This is a genomic window from Pseudomonas sp. MS01C9 (genome assembly GCF_058202755.1).
Genome location: NZ_CM177073.1, coordinates 2,340,330 through 2,360,371 on the forward strand (window position 1 = coordinate 2,340,330; position 20,042 = coordinate 2,360,371).

The window sequence follows — 20,042 nt, forward strand, 5'->3', positions numbered from 1 at the left end:
GCCCGGTGTTCATTCCCCGGCGCCCCATGCCTTTGCCAGGCTCGTCAGCGCGGCACCGATGGCCGCTGGCGGGACGGCCGCGAACCCCAGCACCAGCCCGGCGCGCACCAGGGGAGGCTGCGTGGCGGGCAGCCAATAGCTGCTCAAGCCATTGATCTCGACGCCAATCCGGGTCGCCTGGACGATCAGCTCCCGCTCACGCTCGACGCTGTCCACCGGCACCGTGACATGCAACCCCGCCACCACTGTCGGCAGCGGCCCCACGCCGGCGACAGCTTTCGGCCAACCGGCCAGCATCGCATCGCGTCGTGCCAGTGCGGCCCGGCGCATGCGCCGGATGTGCCGCTGGAAATGCCCGGCGGCCATGAACTCGGCCATCACCGCCTGGGTGCTGACTTCCGAGTGGCGCACATCCACGGCGCGACGACGGGCAAACGCATCCACCAGGCCCGGAGGCAATACCAGGTAGCCCAGGCGCAAGGCCGGGAACGCGACTTTGCCGAACGTCCCGACATAAAGCACCCGGCCCTGGCGATCCAGCGCAGCCAAGGGCGCCAGCGGCGCACCGCTGTAGCGGTATTCGCCGTCATAGTCGTCTTCGACGATCCAGCTATCGTTGCGTTCGGCCCAGGCCAGCAGTTCCAGCCGTCGAGCAAGGCTCATGACCACACCAAGCGGATACTGATGGGACGGTGTGACATAGGCCAACCGACAATGGCTCAACCCCTCCAGCGCCGCGCAATCGAGCCCGTCGTTGTCCACGGACACCCCTCGCACATCGGCGCCCGCCACGGAAAACGCATGCCCGGCGGCGCGATAGCCCGGATTTTCCACTGCCACTATGTCCCCAGGATCCACCAGCAGCTGTGCACAAAGACTGATGCCCTGCTGGGCGCCGCTGGTGATTACCATTTGCTCAGCCGTGCAGTGCAAACCACGAGAACTACGCAGGTAAGCGGCGATAAGGGCCCGCAGGCGTGCATCGCCTTGTGAGTCGCCATAACACAACTGCTGCAGATCCGGCTTGCGCCAGAAAGCGGCGTTCAGCTTGGCCCAGATGTCGAATGGGAACAGATCGAAGGCCGGTACGCCGACCCTGAACGCTCGGGGCGGACCGCTGGGAGGCGGGTTCAGGTGATGTTTTTCGACACGCGCCAAGGCGTCGCTGTGGATAACTTTACTGGCGGGGGCCACCGGTAAATCCAACCAGTCCGGAGCGACTTTTGTGGATAAACCTGTGGGTAAGCCTGTTGATATGCCTGTGGACACTTTTGTGGATATGTTTTTGATGGGCAGCGTCGCGGATGACAGAGTCGCTACGTAAGTGCCATCACCGACCCGCCCTTCTATGAAACCCTCCGCATAGAGCTGATCGTAGGCCCGCACCACACTGTTGCGGGAAATAGACAGTGCCGTCGCCAGGTCACGGCTGGCGGGCAGGCGGGTGCCACCGGCCAGGCGCCCGTCCAGTACCCGCGAGCGCAAAGCCTGATAGAGCTGGCGGCTGAGTCCCTGGCGGCGATCCAGCTCGATTCCAGCGGGATTGAAGGACAGCGGTGGCACGGCATTGGTCATGACAGCACCCGAAAATGGTCCTACTGAATTGGTTGAAAGTGGCTCTTACAACAGACCAATAGCCTGCCTAGGATGTGGGCATTCGCCAAGGAAAATGTCATGTACAACCCTAAAGCCTTTGCCGTGCAAGACCTGCCCCAGCTCCAGCAGATGATCGACGACTGCCGCCTGGCCGTCTTGATCACCCAGGGGGAGCACGGCCTGCAGGCCAGTCACCTGCCCCTGTTGCTGGAGCCACGACAAGGCCCCCATGGCACCCTGTACGGGCACCTGGCCCGGGCCAACCCACAGTGGCGCGATCTGCAGGCCGGTGCCGAGGCGCTGGTGGTTTTCGCCGGTGGCGATGCCTACGTCAGCCCCGCTTTCTACCCCGGCAAAGCCGAGCACGGCAAAGTCGTGCCGACCTGGAACTACCTGGCCGTACATGCCTACGGCAGCGCCGAAGTCTTCACCGACGCCCATCGCCTGCGCAACCTGGTGAGCGCCCTCACCGACCGCCACGAAAGCGGTCGCGCCCAGCCATGGACAGTCGATGACGCACCGCCTGAGTATATCGACGGCATGCTCAAGGCAATCGTCGGCTTCGCCCTGCCGATCCAGCGCCTGGAAGGTAAACGCAAGCTCAGCCAGAACCGCGGCCTCGCCGATGTCGCCGGGGTACGCAACGGGCTCGCCGCCAGCCCAGATCCTCAGGACCAGGCGCTCTCGCGCCTGATGCCTGCTCCAACAACCGAGGAGTGAACATGAGCCAAACCAGGATCCGCCTCGTCACCGCTGACGATCATGCCGCGTGGCTGCCGTTGTGGCAGGCCTACCTGCGGTTCTACGACACCAAACTGCCGGAGGCGGTAAGCGAAAGTACCTGGCAGCGGCTGCTCGACAACCGCGAGCCGACCCATGGCGCGCTCGCCTGGGACGGCGACACGGCGGTGGGCCTGGTGCACTTCATCTACCATCGTTCGAACTGGAGCATCGAAAACTCCTGCTACCTGCAAGACCTGCTCGTCACGCAGCAGTGCCGGGGCACCGGGGTCGGTCGGCAACTCATCGAGTTCGTCTACGCCACGGCGAAGGCCGACGGTTGCTGCAAGGTGCATTGGCTGACCCACGAAACCAACGCGACAGCGATCCGGCTGTATGAGCGCGTCGCCGAACGCCCAGGCTTCATCCAATTTCGCAAAGCCCTTTGAGGAGCACCGCATGCCGATTTCACTCGCCGACTGGAAAGGTGTCCCGGCACCGTTCACCCAGTTGATCGAAGGACGTTTCATCCGCCTGGAAAAACTTGACCCGGCGCGTCATGCCGATGGCCTGTGGCAAGCCCTGGAAGGCCCCGGGGCCGACCCGAAACTCTGGGACTACCTGCCTTACGGCCCTTTCACGGAGCGCAAGGCTTTCGATGCCTGGCTAGAGAATCATGCCAGCAACATCGATCCGTACTTCTTCACCGTGATCGACCGTGCCAGTGGCGACGTGCAAGGCATTCTCAGCCTGATGTCCATCGTTCCGGCCCAGGGCCGCATCGAGATCGGCCACGTGACCTTCGGCGCGTCGATGCAACGCTCGCCGAAGAGTACCGAGGCGGTCTACCTGCTGGCGAAGGAGGCATTTGCCCTGGGTTATCGTCGGCTGGAATGGAAATGCAACAACGCCAACGCCCGCTCCAGGTACGCCGCCGAACGGCTGGGCTTCACCTTCGAAGGGGTGTTCCGCCAGCACATGGTGGTCAAGGGACAGAACCGCGATACGGCCTGGTACTCGATGCTCGACTCGGAATGGCCCGCAATTGGCGCGGGGTTCGAGCGTTGGTTGAGCGAGGAGAACCTGCACGAGGGTGGGCAGGTGCGCAGCTTGGCGCAGTGCCGGGCGCAGCATTTGTGAACGCCAAGGACCCAACGTGGGAGCGGGCTTGCCCGCGAGACGTCGATCCATTCAGCACCGATGCAGGCTGATCCGACACTTTCGCGGGCAAGCCCGCTCCCACAGGGATTGGCGGTGAATACATGATTCACTCAGGCTTGGGCTTCACCTCGCCGATCTGCTTGAGCGAATCGGCGGTAACCCCGCGTCTTGCGTACTGCCAGGCCCAGTCCGGGATGGTCAGGTGGCTTTCCACATACACGGCAAAATCCAGGCGACTATGGCCCAGGCGATCGGTCGGGAAATCAAAGTTGTAGAGGTACTGCTGGGCCCGACGCTGGCCGATGGAGAGCAGGCGCTGCATGATCTGGTTGGCGCGGAATTCGTCCGGGGCAAGGCTGCTTCTCAAGGCAAGGGCAAGATGCAGCTCGGAATTCAGTGCCCGGGGTTCGGCCAGTGTCTTTCGGATGGTGGCGTCGCTGAAGTGCGGCCCGATCAGGTCGGCCCAGATCTGGCTGGCGTAATCCTTTCGGAGTTTCTGCAGAGAGCTCCACAGATTCGGGGTCTCGAACAACAGGGCAACCCTGGCGTTGGACGGCGGCTGCCCCGCAAAGCTGAACAGTTTTGCGACCGCAGGAATGTCGTTGTCCATGATGTTGCCCCACGCGCCCCCCAGGAACACCAGGAAATCCGCCAGCTCTTCTTGATGCACGACGATATTCTCCAGGTTCCGGTCGTCAAACAACTGCATCCAGTCGACATCAATGCTTTCGGTGCGCTGCAATTCGCTGTAGCGGGTGCTCGCATACTCCGCAAGAAGCTGGAAACGCCTATCGGACAAGGCCGGGTTACGTAGCCACCGGGCCACTTCGCCGACCCGCAACAAACCGCCCAGGTTATGCGCGATGATCGGCGACCTGAACAGAAAATTCGCCCGCCTCAGCAAGACGGGAAAACGCCCGAGAGCGGTCTTGAACAAGTTGACAGTCCTATCGGCCCTGTCCGTGTAAATGAAATGATCGAACAGCTCCGAAGTATCACTGATGTACTTGCCAGAATCGGCATTCAACAGACTCTTGGCATCATCCAGATCATCGCTATTGACCAAGTAGGCCCCATCGAGCAGAGCTTCAAGCTGGTCTTCGTCCAGATGCCCGTGCAGCGCTTCGTCATACAGGACATAAGCCGAACTGTTATTGGGATGGTAATTGACCAGTTGCCTTGCGGTCACGCCGTACTCCAGCAGGATATGGGCCACGTCAGGGGTCATCAGCAGGTACTTGTCATCAAGCAGTTTCTGGATCAGTGCAGGCTCAACGGGCCCCACCAAGAGGTCCTCGAACAGTTGCTGCATGGTTTGTCGCTCTTCCCCGGAATATGGCGCATAAACGCTGGCTGCCAATTTCGCCGGCGGCCGCTGCGACAATAGGCGTCCGACTTGTTGGAGGATTTCGGTTGGCAATCTGGAGGCTGGATTGGCCGTGAGTGCCATACCCACCGCACTGTTCGCATGCAACTCCAGGTAGCGCAAGGTGGGTTGGAACAGGCGATGCGGGTTGGGCGCGCCATAGACGATCCGGGTGAGATCGAGCACCGCCGCCGAACCCAACAGGTTGTCCAGCGAAGACGCATTCTCGAAGAGCGCCTCTTGTGTCCCAGTGGGCGGCGGTGCCACGTATTGTTCGATCTGTGGATGCTGATCGATATAGTCGGCCACTTCATTTCGCAAGCCTTGCATGGAGAACGTTTCCTGGGCCTGTCCTTCATTCAGCCCACGGGTGACGGCATTGAAGAAACAATCGCCGTCGGCAGGGATCTCCACGACCTCCTCCCCCAACACCAGGCTGTAATGGGTCTGGGTCGGTCGGCTCAGGACCACATCGGTGTCGGTCCTGTCCGGATGGTTGCTTGCCGGATAGATGGTTTCGTCTTGGCCGGGGGTAAAGCGCACCGACCAGACATGCTCAGGTGTCTGTTCGTTGAGAATCAGCAAGCTGCGGTTTTGTGGCCAACTTCGCAGACGCGTCATGATTGACGGAACCAAGTCCATGAGCTGGTTGTTCCAACGGCCTGGCGTTCGCACCAACGAGGAAAGCGCGGTAGACGAGATGGCCGCTTTCTTGGGTTTCGAAGGGCCTGGCTGGGGGTTCAAATCCCCCGGCCGTTTTCCACCGCCCCGGCCAAATCCTACGGCACGCCATTCGCCATCGGACGTCCGCGCCACGGTACTTCTCATCACCCCACTGGAGCGCAGGCTCAATCCCGTTATCGGGTCGACCAGAATGGCATCGGTCGCGTTCAGTTTCGTCGCGTCGTGCACGCGGAACACCGTGCCATCGGGTTGGCGTACGTACACGGGGCGGGCTATCACGCGACCTGTCGCCACGTCGCTGACCGTCCCACGATAGAAGCCCCGGGTGTCGGCTGCCAGGCCCCGTATAACCGAGGTATCCGCCACGGCGTAACGGCCGTAGATCGCGCTGTCCAACCGCAGTCCGGTCTGCGCCTCCTCCGGACTCTGGCGCGCCGTCACCGCGCGGAAAAACGACTGGCTTCGCGTGGGCACCGCCACGCCTGCGGACAAGCGCCATCCACCGTGGTTCGCTACGGCGTGCACCAGCGCCAAGGTCTTGAGGTTCAGAGGAATGGCCCCGGTTCTGAATATCAGCAAACCGGTCTTGATGGCGCTCTTGAGCATCTGGATACCGGGCGCCAGGAACAGGCCGGCCAGTTCCAGGACAATCTCGATCACCATCTGCCCGAACCGGCCATAGGTTTGATGGCGAACATCCCGGTTGCTGTTGGAACGGTGATCGGCATGGGCGCTGTGAAAGTGCACGTGCGCCCGATGCAGCGCCTCAAACAGGTCGCCGGTGATCAACGCGCCGCGAATCAACGGACGACCACCCTGCTGCCCCAATGTCCGCTTGATCTCAACCGGGTTGCTGGTGGAAATGCGCGCCCGGAAATATTCTTGCCAATCCTCACGGGGCAACAGCTGCGCAATGCCATCGCTGAGATCGGCAAACTCATGAAAGTCCTCCCCCTTGGGCGCATCCGGGAAATAAACGCCGACGGTGCCCTTGATATCCGGCCCCGCCTGATCGGAAAAGATCAGCGCGCCATCGATGCTGGTCGCATTGCTCTGCCTGGCCTGCTGCCCGCCCGCCGCCATGCTGCCACCCAGCAAAAGACCGTAGACGTGAACCGTGCGCCCCATGACCGGTGCGCGACGTTCGGCTGATGGCGAGCGCAGGACGGCGTCGAGCCATAGGGCGAGCTTCTTTGCCAGTTTTGGAGGATTGAAAGCCTTATCGATCAGGACGGCCTTGAATACGTCGTCGCCCTTGAGCGAGGCCTCGAAGGCTTTGAATTTCAGATTGGCGAGGTACGCGCTTTGCCAGGCCTTTTTGTATTCCGGTTTGTGCATCGCCTCCTTGAGCATGGCTTGATAGCTGCCACCGGCATCGATGCTCGTCACCATCCGCGCCAGTTCGCGCCCCGTCAACGTGACGAAATAACCGTTGGCCGGATTCCGGATGCGTTGGCCGTCCTCATCGACCAGGTAAGCGCTCAACACTTCGCGCATGCCGTTCGGGTATTGAGCCGGGCGCAGGTTGTCGAGCAACAGTTGGGTCAGACTGGCGCTGCGCGACTGCCTTGGGTTGGCGCGTTTGCCATAGAAGAACGTGACCAGGCTCTGGTCCGGATCGGCATCGATGCCGGGGTGCACGGTTTTTTGCAGGTACTCTTTGACCTTCTGGCGGGTGAACTGCAACAAGGTCTGGATATCGCTACGGCCTAATTGATAGGCCGCCTCCAAGACCTGCGTTTCCAGGCTGCGATAGGTCGACTTCTCCAAACGCGTGGCGGTTTTATAGAAATCACCGCGACTGTTTTCAACCAGGATTTCCTGACGGACCGCCAGCGGCCCGGCCAGCGACAACATGGGCAAGTCCAGCGCATCTTCAGCGCTCAGGGCAAACGCCGTCAAAGCGACCGTCTCGTTTTGCGCAGTCTTCAAATACCTTTCCAGGGCAGCGCTTTGAACCTGCAGCAAGTCGTCTGCCGCCACTTCAAACACAGGCCCGGACAATTCAGAGGAGATATCCCGGATCGCACGCTTCTGCCCTTCGTAGATCGGACTCACTTTATTGATCAGGTCTTGGACAGAACCGAATCGCTGTATTCCGCCTTCCAGGGAGTAAAGGAACAGATAGGGTTTATCGGTCCGTTTGATCACCATCGCCGCCGACCATTTCCGGGGCGCGGCGCTGCCCATATCGAGCATGACGGCGTAGACATGGGGAATGGGGGCCCGCAGCAAGCGGTTTCTATCGGCCATGGAAGGGTGGGTGGTGATGAGATCCAACAGGCGATCTTCCTCAGCCTGCCGGGTTCGGGCGTCCGGGCTTGATTGGGTGCCTGGATCGCGATCGATCCTGTACAGGTCGAACAAGTGCAAAAAACGTCGGGACAGCAGATGAGCAAGTGCCGCGTGCGTGGTGGACGCCGGGGTTGGCGTATCGAGAACGTCTGCGCCGCTGCTGTTACGAAAGCGGATGAGATCGTCGCGCCACTGCTGTTTCAATTCTTCATTCCCGGTGGGCTGGGCGATATAGAACACGGCCTCCAGGGTCGCTGCCGTTTTCGCATCCAGCGGGCCGGCAAAAATGCTGTCGACCTCCTCCACCGAGTCTGGGCGACTGAAAAACCCCACGCTACCGACCGAGTAAGTGGGCGGTGTATCCGTCATCAGGCAGTCCAACATCACGTCGGAAAAACGCTGCGACGAGGTCAATGAACGGCCGCCCGCCGCGTCCACGGTAAAGTGATTCACATACCAGTGATCCGGATCGATGTCTTGAAGCAGCGATCCACGGAATTTTTTCTCCGGGATCTTCGCCTTGATCCGGCTGGCCAGCAGATTCTTGAGCACCGAGTCGAACGTTGGAAGAGCGGCAAACAAGCGCGCCAGTTTCACCTGATTGGTGTCCAGCAACGCCAATTGCCTGACCTGTTCTTTTTCACGGGCACCGAGCACATTGCCCTGGGCATCCACCTCAGTAATGACGGGCTGACCGATGCCCTGATAGCCGGGCGCAATGCCGGCGCGCAATTGTTGCAAAACGTCTGGCGCAAGGGTCTTGCCGTTGACCCGCAGTGCCGAGAAGTCCAGGGACATGTGACTGATGTGGGGGTAAATCCAACCTTCACGCGGCGAATGGCCAGAGGAAGATCCGCGGCTTTGATGGGCGATCAGAAAGCCTTGGGTCACGGCGTCACGCAAAGGCACCGAGGTGCTCTGGGTGGCGGCGGCCGAGTCGATGGTCTCGACTTCTTGATACGTGACGTTGACCTGCGCATCGCCGGTGAGGCCCCATTGACCTAGCCATTGATCGGCGAATACATGCGGTTGAAAGCGAGCACCGTTGGCTAGCAGGCTGATGGGCTTCAGGCGCGCGGCAGGAAGAGACGCCGACGCGCCAGGTTCATGTTCAGAAAAGACAGACATTGAGGTGTCCCGGTTGTGATGAGGGCTGGGACCCTATCGCGCCGTTCGACCGGAAATGACATACATATGTATAGGGATGGCTGGCGGGCTCGGAGAAAAGCGTAAGCCGGGATGTCCTCCGAACTGTGGCGCGGGAGCAAGGGCTCATGGAACAAAGTCGTGGACCGGCTAGCGCGGATTGATCGTTCCCACGCTCCCGCGTGGGAATGGCGCTAGGGACGCTCCGCGTTCCGCTTCTGGAAGGTGACGCAGAGCGTCATGGGATGCATTCCCACGCAGAGCGTGGGAACGATAAAACCGTCATGCGTTTTAACCTAGCTGTTGCGCCAACACCGCAATATGCTCCGGCCCGATCCCGCAGCAGCCGCCCAAATGGCTGGCCCCGCGCTTCTGCCAGTCAGCCGCCCACTGCAGGTACCCCGGTGGATCGAGGTCTTCACGCAGCGGATCCAGCCCGTCGTTGGCCGTCGCTTCCTTCGGTTGCGGCGGGAAGGCGTTGGCGTAGGCACCGATGTGGATCTTCACCCCCAGACGCTCGAAGGTGTCTCGCGCCGCATCAATGGCCGCGCCGATCACTTCCGGCTGGCTGCAGTTGAACAGCAGTGTCTCGACGCCCAGCTCGGCCGCGACCGCCGCCGCGTCCGCCACCGGTTCGCCGGAGCGCAGGCGCGGCACTTCGTCGGTGTCCTCATCCTTCAAGGTAAACGACAGCCAGAACGGCTTGCCGTCCTGGGGCAGGCCGGCATGGATCGCCTTGGCTTCGACCGTCGAGCTCTGGGTTTCAGCCAGCCATAGATCGACATGCGGGGCCAGGCCGGCCACCAGAGGCGCGAGCAGTTCAGTGGCGCGCGAGGCGTCGAACAGGTCGGGGCGGTAGGAACCGAACAGCGGCGGCAATGAACCGGCCACCCGTACCGCTTTGCCGGAAGCCTGCACCGCCCGCCGCGCCAGTTCCCCGGCCAGCGCCGCCAGTGCCTGGCCCTCGGCGGCGAAACGCGCCTCGCCAATATGAAACGGCACCACCGCGTAGCTGTTGCTGGTGATGACGTCCGCGCCGCTGGCGATATAGGCCGCGTGCACCGCTTCCACCGCCTCGGGCGCTTCGCTCAGGGCCAGCGCCGACCATTCGGGCTGACGGAACGGTGCGCCACGACGTTGCAATTCGCGGCCCATGCCGCCGTCGAGAATGACTGTGGTTGCTGCGCCCATATTCGATTCACTCATAAGCTTATGAAAATAACTCACTACCGGAGTCGTTCTTATAACTATTTAATACGCACTCTTCGATTTGTCACAACTTTTTTCTACCAGGGACTCCACATGAAACGACAACCATTGCTGGCCCTGGGCCTTATTCTGCTGGCCGCTTCGTCGCAAGCGCTCGCCGGAGCCACGCTCGATCGCATCGAACAGAAGAAAGAACTGGTCGGCGTCCTGATGGAAAGCTACCCGCCCTTCTCGTTTCTGAACGACCAGAACCAGCTCGACGGCTTCGACGTGGACGTGGCCAAGGCCGTGGCGCAGAAACTGGGCGTGAAGCTGCGCCTGGAAACGCCTTCCTGGGACGTGATCGCCGCCGGCCACTGGAGCGGACGCTACGACATCTGCATCTGCTCCATGACCCCGAGCAAGGCCCGCGCCGAGGTGTTCGATTTCCCGGTGCAGTATTACGCCTCGCCCGCGGTTATCGTGGTCAATGCCAAGGACGACAGCATCCAGGGCGCCAAGGACCTGAGCGGCAAGAAAGTCGGTCTGACCAGCGCCTCCAGCTATGAAAGTTACCTGAACAAGAACCTGGTGATCGAAGGCGCCGAAGACACCCAATTGAGCTATCCCTTCGACGACGTGCAGATCGCCCCGTACGACACCGACAACGTGGCGTTCCAAGACCTGGGCCTGGGCGCCGGGGTACGGCTGGATGCCGTGCTGACCAACCTGGTGACCGCCCAGCCGCGCCTGACCGAAGACAAACGTTTCAAGCTGGCGGGCGCACCGCTGTATTCCGAGCCGAATTCGGTGGCCATCGAAAAGGGCGATGCCCAGTGGAACAGCAAGGTGCGTGAGGTTTTCGCGCAGTTGAAACAGGACGGCACCTTGAGCAGACTCTCGCAGAAATGGATTGGCGCCGACATCACCCAATGACCTCTTTCCCGCCCTCTTCTCAGCCACCGCAACCGGTGGCTGAGTCGCGCCTGAAGAAAATCTTCGGTTTCCGCACACGGCTGTACCTGACCTGGGCAGCCATGCTGGTGCTGTTCGCGAGCTTTTTCCTGACCTTCGACCTGAAGTTCTCCATCATCCTGGACAAGCTGCCGAACCTGATCGGCCTGCATCTGGCGCCCAACGGCTTCCTGCAAGGCGCGGCGCTGACCCTGTTCCTGTGCCTGTGTTCGATCGTCGCTTCGTCCTTGCTGGGCTTCGCCGCGGCCCTGGCAAGGTTGTCCAGCAGCGCCGTGGCGTTCGGCATCGCCAGCTTCTACGCATCGTTCTTCCGCGGCACCCCCCTGCTGATCCAGATCCTGTTGATCTACCTCGGCCTGCCCCAATTGGGCGTGGTGCCGGGTGCCATCGCCGCCGGGGTGATCGCCCTGTCGCTGAACTACGGCGCCTACCTGAGCGAAATCTTCCGCGCCGGCATCCTCGGCGTTCCTCATGGTCAGCGCGAAGCCTCGCTGGCCCTGGGCATGGGCGAAACCGTGATCTTCTGGCGGGTCACCCTGCCCCAGGCCATGCGCACCATCATCCCGCCCACCACCAACCAGTTCATCTCCATGCTCAAGGATTCATCCCTGATCTCGGTGATGGGGGTCTGGGAAGTCATGTTCCTGGCACAGTCCTACGGACGTTCCAGCTACCGCTACATCGAGATGCTCACCACGGCGGCGATCATCTACTGGCTGATGTCCATCGCGCTGGAGCTGATCCAGGCGCGGATGGAACGGCATTACGGGAAGGCTTATCTCAAACGCAGCTAAAGGCTCTTGGACGGTCTAACGCACAGGTCCGAGGAAACTGTAGGGCAACGCCACAAGCCGTGGAAGGCAACGCGGCGGATAACCTGAGCACGACCCGACCAGCCTACATGTTCGATCTGCTCTCTCCCGCCAATGTCGGGGAATCCGCCCGGCATCGCGGCCAGGTTGGAATTTTTAAAGTGCGGCCTCCACCCTTGAGAGGCCGTACTCGATGCCTATCCAACACTCATATCTTCCCCGACGCCTGGCCCTGGCAATTGCCCTGGCCCTGGGTTGCGCCAATGTTTCGATGGCTCAGCAACCGGCTCATATCCCCACGACCGCCGAGCAACAGCAACGCCTGGAGGCCTTCGCCGAAGCGGCCGACACCAGGAAACAAAACGCCAACGTCCCCCGCAAAGGCAACGCGAAATGGACAGGCAAGAACGACCTGGTGATTGTCAGCGCAAACGCGAAGTTCCCCGGTTCCATGGATGGCGGCGGCGGAACCAACATGCTGCGACTGGACCTGGCCAAGCATCCCGTCCTGGGGGAGACCCGTAATTTCGAGGCCTTGCAGGTCTCCCAGGGCGAATGGGAACACACCGCTCGTTTCGCCGGCTGGGGTGTGGTGGAGCCTCAAGCCACGCTGGTCAATACCGGACATATCGACGGACGGATCGGGGTGCTCGGTGCATTCGATAACAAGGGCGCCGTGGCCAATGGCGTGATGGTCGAGCCAGGGGGTCGCATGACCCATTCAGGCACCGCGCATGGCGGAGTACATGTACATGAAGCGGCCAGTTTCAGCGGCAACGGAACCGTGGATTTCCTGACGATGGCGGGACGGTGGGAGGTAGGCCCAGATGTCGGCGCCCCCTCGATTACGGGCAATCTCGAACTGTCGAGAAGCGCCGAGCTGGTCTATGGCATCGACGCCAATGGAGGCAGTGCCTCGATCCAGGTCGAAGGCACCGCGACGCTGAATGATTCGACCCTGACAATCGTCGCCGTACCGGCCGACAGCCTTTCCTCCAGTGAACATACCGTCATTCGTGCGGGCAACGTCGTGGGTGAGTTTGGTACGGTCATCGACAACCTCCCATTCATGACGGCCACTGCGCATTACACCGACACTCAGGTTGGCCTGACCTACGTCCGCAACGACACCCTCCTCGAGACCGCCGCAACTTCCGACAACGGGAAGCAATTGGCGGCCAGCATCGAAGAACCACAACCGGTCGAGCCACCAGAGCCCAAGCCCGTGGAGACACCCGCCCTCGCCAAAGCGGTTGCCACCAAGCCGAATGCGCCCACCATGCCTTCCAAACCCGCCGCTGCGCTACGAGTCACCCCACCGGCCAGAACACCCAACGCCGCGGTCAACGCGCTGCTGGGAAGCAACAGAATCGTGGCGGCCGATGCCATCGAGCAACTGGCCGGCCAGACTACCGCTAACCTGGCCAATGCCACGTTGAACAGCATCGCGCCAATCAGCGCCGGGATGCTGTCCGCCATGGGCCAGCGGCCTGTCGACGGTCAGGTCTGGATCCAGGCCATCGGCCATGGCGGCACGATCGGCAGGCAATTGGGGAGCGATGCGCTGAAGCATTCCACAAAGGGCCTGATGCTGGGGACCGATTGGGCGATCAGCCCTGAATGGCGCCTGGGCATGATGGGCAGCGAGACCCGGACACAGCTGGACGGTCACCGACTCGACGCAGGCCTCGACAGTTGGTACCTGGGCGCTTACGCCTGGCGCCAGGACGGACCGATGGCACTGCGCCTGGGCGCCGTTCATGGCGATCATGACGGCAGCACCAAGCGCCATGTGGTGTTCAATGGTTTCAACGATCATCTCAAGGGCCGCTACGATGCCAGCACGCAACAGGTCTTCGGGCAACTCGGCTATCGCTTCGACCTCGGCCGTTACGATCTTGAACCCTATGCCCAGCTGGATTATCAGCGCTATCAACGCGACCGCTACACGGAAAAGGGCGGCGACTCGGCGCTGAGGGTCGATCGCCAGACCGAGGACCATTACAGCAGTACCCTGGGCCTGCGCCTCGCCACGGCCTTGGCTTTTGACCAGGGCACGCAATTGACCCCTCGCTTGAATGTCGGCTGGAGACACCTCTACGGCGATGTCAGAGGCAGCGCCCGCCAGAGCCTGGTGAAGGGAGGCAGAACCTATACGGTGCAAGGATCCGACCTGGACCGGGACAGCCTGTTGGTGGAAGCCGGGCTGGACCTGGCTGTTTCGCCACGCCACACGTTGGGATTGGGTTACAGCGGTGAAACGGGCAACGACAACCGCAGTCACGCCTTGATGGGGCAGTGGCGAATGATGTTCTGATCGCCTCGGTGCCTTCCTGTGAGAAAGGCCTGCTCGCAACAGCGGTGGAGCCGCCTGCACGCATGTCGGTCGCACCATCGCCTTGGCGAATTGGCTTCACCCTCCCGGTGACCTGGCTTTCGAAAAAAAAGGGGAGCACATGCCCCCCCGAGGTTAAACGGTTGTATCGAGGCTGTTCGCTCAGCCTTCGATCTCGATCAGGATCTCGCCCGGATTGACCCGGTCGCCCTTGGCCACATGAATGGCCGTGACCTTGCCGGCGATGGCGGCCTGCACTTCGGTCTCCATCTTCATGGCTTCGGTGATCAGCACGGCCTGACCGGCCTTCACTACGTCGCCTTCCTTGACCAGCACGTCGACGATGTTGCCCGGCATGGTGGTGCTGACGTGGCCCGGCGCAGTGGCTTGCTTGCGCTTGCTGCTGCCACCTCCGACGAATTCATTGAGGGGCTCGAACACGACCTCTTCCGGCATACCGTCGATGGACAGGTAGAAGTGACGCTTGCCTTCGGCCTTGACGCCCACGCCGGTGATGTCGACGCGGTAGGTTTCGCCGTGGACGTCAATGACGAATTCCGTTGGCACACCCTCACCCGCCGCCGCGCTCACGCCGCCCGCCTCAGGGATCGGCAGCAACACCTCTGGCGTCAGGGTGCCGGCTTCGCGCTCTTCGAGGAACTTGCGACCGATGTCCGGGAACATGGCGTAGGTCAGCACGTCCTCTTCGGACTTGGCCAACGCGCCGATCTCGCCACGCAGCTTGGTCATTTCCGGCTTGAGCAGATCGGCCGGACGCACGTCGATCACCTCTTCGCTGCCAATGGCCTGGCGACGCAGTTTTTCGTTCACCTGGCCCGGCGCCTTGCCGTAACCGCCTTGCAGGTAGAGCTTCACTTCGTTGGTGATGGTCTTGTAGCGCTCACCGGCCAGTACGTTGAAGAACGCCTGGGTGCCGACGATCTGCGAGGTCGGAGTCACCAGCGGCGGGAAGCCGAGGTCTTCGCGTACTCGCGGGATTTCCGCCAGCACTTCGTTCATGCGGTTCAGCGCGCCCTGCTCTTTCAACTGGTTGGCCAGGTTGGAAATCATCCCGCCGGGCACCTGGTTGACCTGGACACGGGTGTCCACCGCCGTGAATTCACTTTCGAACTGATGGTATTTCTTGCGCACGGCATAGAAATACAGACCGATTTCCTGCAGCAGTTCCAGGTCCAGGCCGGTGTCGAACTCGCTGCCCTTGAGAGCCGCGACCATCGATTCCGTACCTGGATGGCTGGTGCCCCAGGCGAAGCTGGAAATGGCGGTGTCGATGTGATCGGCGCCGTTCTCGACGGCCTTGAGCTGGCACATCGCGGCCAGGCCGGCGGTGTCGTGGGAGTGGATGAATACCGGCAGCGATTGCTCGGCCTTCAACGCCTTGACCAACTCGCCTGTGGCATACGGGGTCAGCAAACCGGCCATGTCCTTGATCGCCACCGAATCGCAACCCATGGCTTCCATCTGCTTGGCCTGGGCCACGAACGCCTCGATGGTATGCACCGGGCTGGTGGTGTAGGCGATGGTGCCCTGGGCATGCTTGCCGGCGGCCTTCACGGCCTCGATGGCGACGCGCAGGTTACGCACGTCGTTCATCGCGTCGAAAATCCGGAATACGTCGATGCCGTTGACGGCGGCCTTGGCCACGAACGCCTTGACCACGTCGTCGCTGTAATGGCGATAACCCAGCAGGTTCTGGCCGCGCAGCAGCATTTGCAGGCGAGTGTTGGGCAGTGCGGCACGCAGTTGGCGCAGGCGCTCCCACGGATCTTCCTTCAGGAAACGCACGCAGGCATCGAAGGTCGCGCCGCCCCAGACTTCCAGCGACCAATAGCCGACTTTGTCGAGCTTGTCGCAGATAGGCAGCATGTCTTCGGTGCGCATGCGGGTGGCAAGCAGCGATTGGTGAGCGTCGCGCAGGATAGTGTCGGTTACGTGGATCTTCTTGGACATTGTCATGATTCCTTACAGGCCTGCGTGGGCGGCAATGGCGGCAGCGATGGCCAGGGCCAGCTCTTCGGGTTTGCGCTTGATCGAGTAGTTGGTCAATTCAGGATGGCTTTCGACGAAGCTGGTATTGAACTGACCGCTACGGAATTCGGGGTTGCGCAGGATTTCCTGGTAATACGCCGCGGTGGTCTTGACCCCTTGCAGGCGCATGTCGTCCAGGGCCCGCAGGCCACGGTCCATGGCTTCTTCCCAGGTCAACGCCCAGACCACCAGTTTCAGGCACATCGAATCGTAGAACGGCGGAATGGTGTAGCCGGTGTAGATCGCCGTGTCGGTACGCACGCCGGGACCGCCAGGCGCGTAATAACGAGTGATCTTGCCGAAGCTGGGCAGGAAATTGTTCTTCGGGTCCTCGGCGTTGATCCGGAACTGCAGGGCGAATCCACGGTGCTGGATGTCTTCCTGCTTGACCGACAGCGGCAGGCCGGAGGCGATGCGAATCTGCTCGCGGACAATATCGATCCCGGTGATTTCTTCGGTGATGGTGTGCTCCACCTGAACCCGGGTGTTCATTTCCATGAAGTACACCTCGCCCTCGGCGAGCAGGAACTCCACGGTGCCAGCGTTTTCATAGCCCACGGCCTTGGCGGCACGCACCGACAGATCGCCGATGTAGGCACGCTGCTCGGGCGTCAGCTGTGGGCTGGGAGCGATTTCGATCAGCTTCTGGTTGCGACGCTGGATCGAGCAGTCCCGCTCGAACAGATGCACCACGTTGCCGAAACTGTCCCCCAGGATCTGCGCTTCGATGTGCTTGGGGTTGACGATGCATTTTTCCAGGAACACTTCCGCCGAACCGAACGCCTTGGTGGCTTCGGAGATAACGCGAGGGAAGGCCTGTTCGAGTTCTTCGCGGCTGTTGCAACGACGAATACCGCGGCCACCGCCGCCGGACGTTGCCTTGAGCATCACCGGGTATCCGATCCGGTCGCCCTCGGCCAACGCCTCCTCGATACCCGAAACGTTGCCCTCGGTGCCTGGGGTAACCGGCACGCCTGCCTTGATCATGCTGCGACGCGCTTCGGTCTTGTCGCCCATGCGTCGAATGACTTCAGCTGCCGGACCAATGAACTTGATACCGCGTTCGGCGCAGATATCCGCCAGTTCGGCGTTTTCCGAAAGGAAGCCATAACCGGGATGCAAGGCATCGCAGCCGGTCTCCACGGCGAGGTTCACCAGCTTGCGCGGGTTGAGATAACCGGCCAGCGGATCGGCGCCGATGCTGTGGGCCTCGTCCGCGCGCTTGACATGCAAGGCATGGCGGTCCGCGTCGGAGTAGACCGCGACCGAGCGAATGCCCATCTCGGCGCAGGCGCGCACGATTCGGACGGCAATCTCACCGCGGTTGGCGATCAGGATCTTTGTTATCAATTGGAGGTTCCCTTGAGCCGGTGATACCACGGCCTGGACGTTCAGGCCGACGCGTGACCAGATGTAACAATTGGTCGCAGCTCCACACTAGTACTGGGCGGGGATTAACAAAAATGAATATTTATTGGGTCACGCATAAGCCAAGACTTATAGTTGCGTTATCGGGATCGGACCAAGGTGAGTGAAAAATGCGTAAGTCATTGATGCGTATGACTTTGCGTCAACTGCAAATTTTCAATGAAGTGTGCGACCTGAGGTCCTACAGCCGTGCTGCCGAGGAAATGTCTCTCACGCAACCAGCCGTTAGCCTACAGATTCGATCCCTTGAAGAGCTGATTGGCCAGCCGTTGTTCGAGTATGTCGGGAAAAAACTCTACATGACCGAAGCCGCCGAAGCCCTCCAACGCGCCAGCCGGGATATCTTCGGGCGCCTGGAGAACCTCGATATGCAGCTTTCGGACATGCAGGGCTCGCTGCAGGGGCAATTGAAACTGGCGGTGGAATCCAGCGCGAAATATTTCGTGCCGCACCTGTTCGCCGCGTTCAAGCGCCAGCATCCGGAGGTCAACCTGAACCTTACTGTGGTCAATCGCGGACAAGTGATCCGGCGGCTTTCGGACAACCGCGATGACCTGGTGATCATGTCCATGGTGCCCCAGGACATGGGGCTTGAGTTCCTGCCGTTTCTCAATAATCCGATCGTGGCCGTGGCGCCGCCGGATCACCCACTGTGTCACATGGGGGCATTGCGCCTGCAGGACCTGGAGCCCTACACACTGTTGCTGCGCGAGCCCGGGTCGGGAACGCGGCTGGCCTGCGAGGAATATTTCAAGGAAAAGCGGGTGCATTTCACCCAGACGCTGGAAGTGGCCTCGGCCGAAGCCCAACGCGAATGCGTAGTGGCGGGGCTGGGCGTGGCGTTGTTGACGCGCCACGCCGTGAGCCGGGAATTGTCGTCCGGCGCACTCATCGAGCTGCCGGTGGAAGAGTTGCCGCTCTACCGAAGCTGGTGCCTGGTGCAGGCCAGGGCGAAGCGTTTGTCACCGGTGGCCCACGCCTTCCTGGCGTTCGTTCGCGGTGAGCGCGCCCAGATCATTGGCCTGGTTGAGCGTTTCGACGGGAAGCCACCGGCGTTGCCTGCCAGTAATTGAATTCTGTCGCGTCAGGAAATTCGCTGATTTCGGCCAGGAGCTGGCGCTGTTCGAAGCGGTCTTCGATCGCACGACGGAACGCCATGCGGCGTTGGTCTTCCTGCTGGCGACGGGTTTTGACGGCGCTGCGTTCTTCGTAGGACTGGGTCATGTCGAGACTCCCAAGACGTATACGGGAGTTTCAAGATGAAGGCTTGGGATGACGTTTTGGCGGCGCGCGGGTTACAGAACGATGAATTCGAGCGATGGGATCTTGGGGAGGGTTGAGCCTGTGGCGAGGAGACTTGTCCCCTCGCCACAACGGCGCTTGCCTTGATGATTGGCTCAGTCGTCCAGTGCCTTGACCGACTTGGGCGACAGCCGCAGGCTGCGAAGGCTGCGCTTGACGCTCTTGAGGTGGTTGACCAGGCTCGGGCCGCGCGCCATGGCAACCCCCATCGCCAGCACATCGATGACCACCAGGTGCGCGATACGCGAGGTCAGCGGTGTGTAGATTTCAGTGTCTTCGTGCACGTCGATGGCCAGGTTCACTGTCGAGAGCTCGGCCAATGGCGTCTGGCTCGGGCACAGGGTGATCAGCGAGGCGCCGCTTTCGCGCACCAGGTTGGCGGTGATCAGCAGGTCCTTGGAGCGCCCCGACTGGGAAATGCAGATCGCCACATCGGTGGGTTTCAACGTGACCGCCGACATCGCCTGCATGTGCGGGTCGGAATAGGCTGCCGCAGTGAGCAGCAGGCGGAAAAACTTGTGTTGGGCATCGGCCGCCACGGCGCCCGAAGCGCCGAAGCCATAGAATTCGACGCGCTGGGCCTGGGACATGGCCGTCACGGCTTTTTGCAAGGCCACCGGGTCGAGCTTCTCGCGAACCTCCATCAGCGTATGCAAGGTGGTGTCGAAGATCTTCAGGCTGTAGTCGGCAACCGAGTCGTCCTCATGGATCGCAAACTGACCGAAGCTTGCGCCGGCCGCCAGGCTTTGCGCCAGCTTGAGCTTCAAGTCCTGGAAACCCGAGCAACCGATGGCGCGGCAGAACCGCACGATGGTCGGCTCGCTGATGCCGACGCTGTGGGCAAGGTCAGCCATGGAGCTGTGCATCACGGCCGCAGGATCGAGCAGTACGTGATCGGCGACTTTCAGTTCCGATTTGCGCAGCAGGTGGCGTGACTGGGCGATGTGTTGCAACAGGTTCAAGGGACTGGACTCTTGTTATTGGC

The 20,042-nt window shown here is 61.4% G+C and carries 14 protein-coding genes; 7 read left to right on the plus strand and 7 right to left on the minus strand.

The genetic code is table 11. The features are described from left to right. Positions 1–9: 9 nt before the first annotated feature. Positions 10–1,575 (minus strand): MocR-like pyridoxine biosynthesis transcription factor PdxR, encoded by a 1,566-nt coding sequence (gene pdxR / locus AC1M7R_RS10805; protein WP_490610395.1) that lies wholly within the window; start codon positions 1,573–1,575, stop codon positions 10–12. A gap of 99 nt (positions 1,576–1,674) precedes the next feature. On the opposite strand from pdxR, the gene AC1M7R_RS10810 reads away from it, so the two are divergent. From AC1M7R_RS10810 to AC1M7R_RS10820, 3 genes are read left to right on the plus strand one after another with little or no spacing between them, the layout of a single operon-like run. Next, complete coding sequence (locus AC1M7R_RS10810) at positions 1,675–2,316, plus strand: FMN-binding negative transcriptional regulator (protein WP_072459035.1); 642 nt, start codon at positions 1,675–1,677, stop codon at positions 2,314–2,316. Positions 2,317–2,318: 2 nt separating this feature from the next. Next, a complete protein-coding gene (locus tag AC1M7R_RS10815) occupies positions 2,319–2,765 on the plus strand; it encodes a GNAT family N-acetyltransferase (protein ID WP_072397290.1) in 447 nt (148 codons plus the stop codon). A 10-nt stretch (positions 2,766–2,775) separates the two neighbouring features. Beyond that, positions 2,776–3,456, plus strand: coding sequence for a GNAT family N-acetyltransferase (locus tag AC1M7R_RS10820; protein WP_072397292.1), 681 nt, complete (start codon positions 2,776–2,778; stop codon positions 3,454–3,456). Positions 3,457–3,583: 127 nt separating this feature from the next. On the opposite strand, the gene AC1M7R_RS10825 is transcribed toward AC1M7R_RS10820, so the two are convergent. Together AC1M7R_RS10825 and AC1M7R_RS10830 are read right to left on the minus strand one after the other, a co-directional pair. Next, positions 3,584–8,731, minus strand: a complete 5,148-nt coding sequence (locus AC1M7R_RS10825; protein WP_490610482.1) for an OTU domain-containing protein — start codon at positions 8,729–8,731, stop codon at positions 3,584–3,586. A 528-nt stretch (positions 8,732–9,259) separates the two neighbouring features. After that, entirely contained in the window at positions 9,260–10,159 is a 900-nt protein-coding gene (locus tag AC1M7R_RS10830) for a homocysteine S-methyltransferase family protein (protein WP_103894719.1), read from the minus strand. Between the two features lie 111 nt (positions 10,160–10,270). Between AC1M7R_RS10830 and AC1M7R_RS10835 the strand changes: the two genes are divergently transcribed. The 3 genes from AC1M7R_RS10835 (at position 10,271) to AC1M7R_RS10845 (ending at position 14,260) form a co-directional block, all read left to right on the plus strand. Further along, a complete protein-coding gene (locus tag AC1M7R_RS10835; protein WP_072397295.1) occupies positions 10,271–11,092 on the plus strand; it encodes an ABC transporter substrate-binding protein in 822 nt (273 codons plus the stop codon). Then, positions 11,089–11,925, plus strand: coding sequence for an amino acid ABC transporter permease (locus tag AC1M7R_RS10840; protein WP_072397296.1), 837 nt, complete (start codon positions 11,089–11,091; stop codon positions 11,923–11,925). Before AC1M7R_RS10835 ends, AC1M7R_RS10840 begins: the two co-directional genes overlap by 4 nt. Positions 11,926–12,136: 211 nt before the next feature. Next, on the plus strand, positions 12,137–14,260 hold the full coding sequence (locus AC1M7R_RS10845) for an autotransporter outer membrane beta-barrel domain-containing protein (protein ID WP_490610396.1): 2,124 nt from the start codon (positions 12,137–12,139) through the stop codon (positions 14,258–14,260). A 180-nt stretch (positions 14,261–14,440) separates the two neighbouring features. On the opposite strand, the gene oadA is transcribed toward AC1M7R_RS10845, so the two are convergent. Then, the gene (gene oadA / locus AC1M7R_RS10850; protein WP_072431354.1) at positions 14,441–16,249 is read right to left on the minus strand and encodes a sodium-extruding oxaloacetate decarboxylase subunit alpha; all 1,809 of its coding nucleotides are present in this window, start codon (positions 16,247–16,249) and stop codon (positions 14,441–14,443) included. A gap of 12 nt (positions 16,250–16,261) precedes the next feature. Further along, on the minus strand, positions 16,262–17,677 hold the full coding sequence (locus AC1M7R_RS10855; protein ID WP_053149054.1) for an acetyl-CoA carboxylase biotin carboxylase subunit: 1,416 nt from the start codon (positions 17,675–17,677) through the stop codon (positions 16,262–16,264). Positions 17,678–17,865: 188 nt separating this feature from the next. Here AC1M7R_RS10855 and AC1M7R_RS10860 point away from each other — a divergent pair, with 188 nt between their 5' ends. Continuing rightward, on the plus strand, positions 17,866–18,828 hold the full coding sequence (locus AC1M7R_RS10860; RefSeq protein ID WP_072431353.1) for a LysR family transcriptional regulator: 963 nt from the start codon (positions 17,866–17,868) through the stop codon (positions 18,826–18,828). Here the strand turns inward: AC1M7R_RS10860 and AC1M7R_RS10865 are convergent. Both AC1M7R_RS10865 and hexR read right to left on the minus strand, forming a co-directional pair. Then, entirely contained in the window at positions 18,770–18,979 is a 210-nt protein-coding gene (locus AC1M7R_RS10865) for a PA3496 family putative envelope integrity protein (RefSeq protein ID WP_072397311.1), read from the minus strand. The genes AC1M7R_RS10860 and AC1M7R_RS10865 overlap by 59 nt on opposite strands. A gap of 173 nt (positions 18,980–19,152) precedes the next feature. Further along, on the minus strand, positions 19,153–20,019 hold the full coding sequence (gene hexR, locus AC1M7R_RS10870; protein ID WP_003187110.1) for a transcriptional regulator HexR: 867 nt from the start codon (positions 20,017–20,019) through the stop codon (positions 19,153–19,155). Positions 20,020–20,042 lie beyond the last annotated feature (23 nt).

Bases quoted from the DNA above. Each gene is read 5' to 3' on its own strand.
- pdxR (WP_490610395.1), bottom strand. From the start codon at position 1,575: ATGACCAATGCCGTGCCACCGCTGTCCTTCAATCCCGCTGGAATCGAG.
- AC1M7R_RS10810 (WP_072459035.1), top strand. From the start codon at position 1,675: ATGTACAACCCTAAAGCCTTTGCCGTGCAAGACCTGCCCCAGCTCCAG.
- AC1M7R_RS10815 (WP_072397290.1), top strand. From the start codon at position 2,319: ATGAGCCAAACCAGGATCCGCCTCGTCACCGCTGACGATCATGCCGCG.
- AC1M7R_RS10820 (WP_072397292.1), top strand. From the start codon at position 2,776: ATGCCGATTTCACTCGCCGACTGGAAAGGTGTCCCGGCACCGTTCACC.
- AC1M7R_RS10830 (WP_103894719.1), bottom strand. From the start codon at position 10,159: ATGGGCGCAGCAACCACAGTCATTCTCGACGGCGGCATGGGCCGCGAA.
- AC1M7R_RS10835 (WP_072397295.1), top strand. From the start codon at position 10,271: ATGAAACGACAACCATTGCTGGCCCTGGGCCTTATTCTGCTGGCCGCT.
- AC1M7R_RS10840 (WP_072397296.1), top strand. From the start codon at position 11,089: ATGACCTCTTTCCCGCCCTCTTCTCAGCCACCGCAACCGGTGGCTGAG.
- AC1M7R_RS10845 (WP_490610396.1), top strand. From the start codon at position 12,137: ATGCCTATCCAACACTCATATCTTCCCCGACGCCTGGCCCTGGCAATT.
- oadA (WP_072431354.1), bottom strand. From the start codon at position 16,249: ATGTCCAAGAAGATCCACGTAACCGACACTATCCTGCGCGACGCTCAC.
- AC1M7R_RS10860 (WP_072431353.1), top strand. From the start codon at position 17,866: ATGCGTAAGTCATTGATGCGTATGACTTTGCGTCAACTGCAAATTTTC.
- AC1M7R_RS10865 (WP_072397311.1), bottom strand. From the start codon at position 18,979: ATGACCCAGTCCTACGAAGAACGCAGCGCCGTCAAAACCCGTCGCCAG.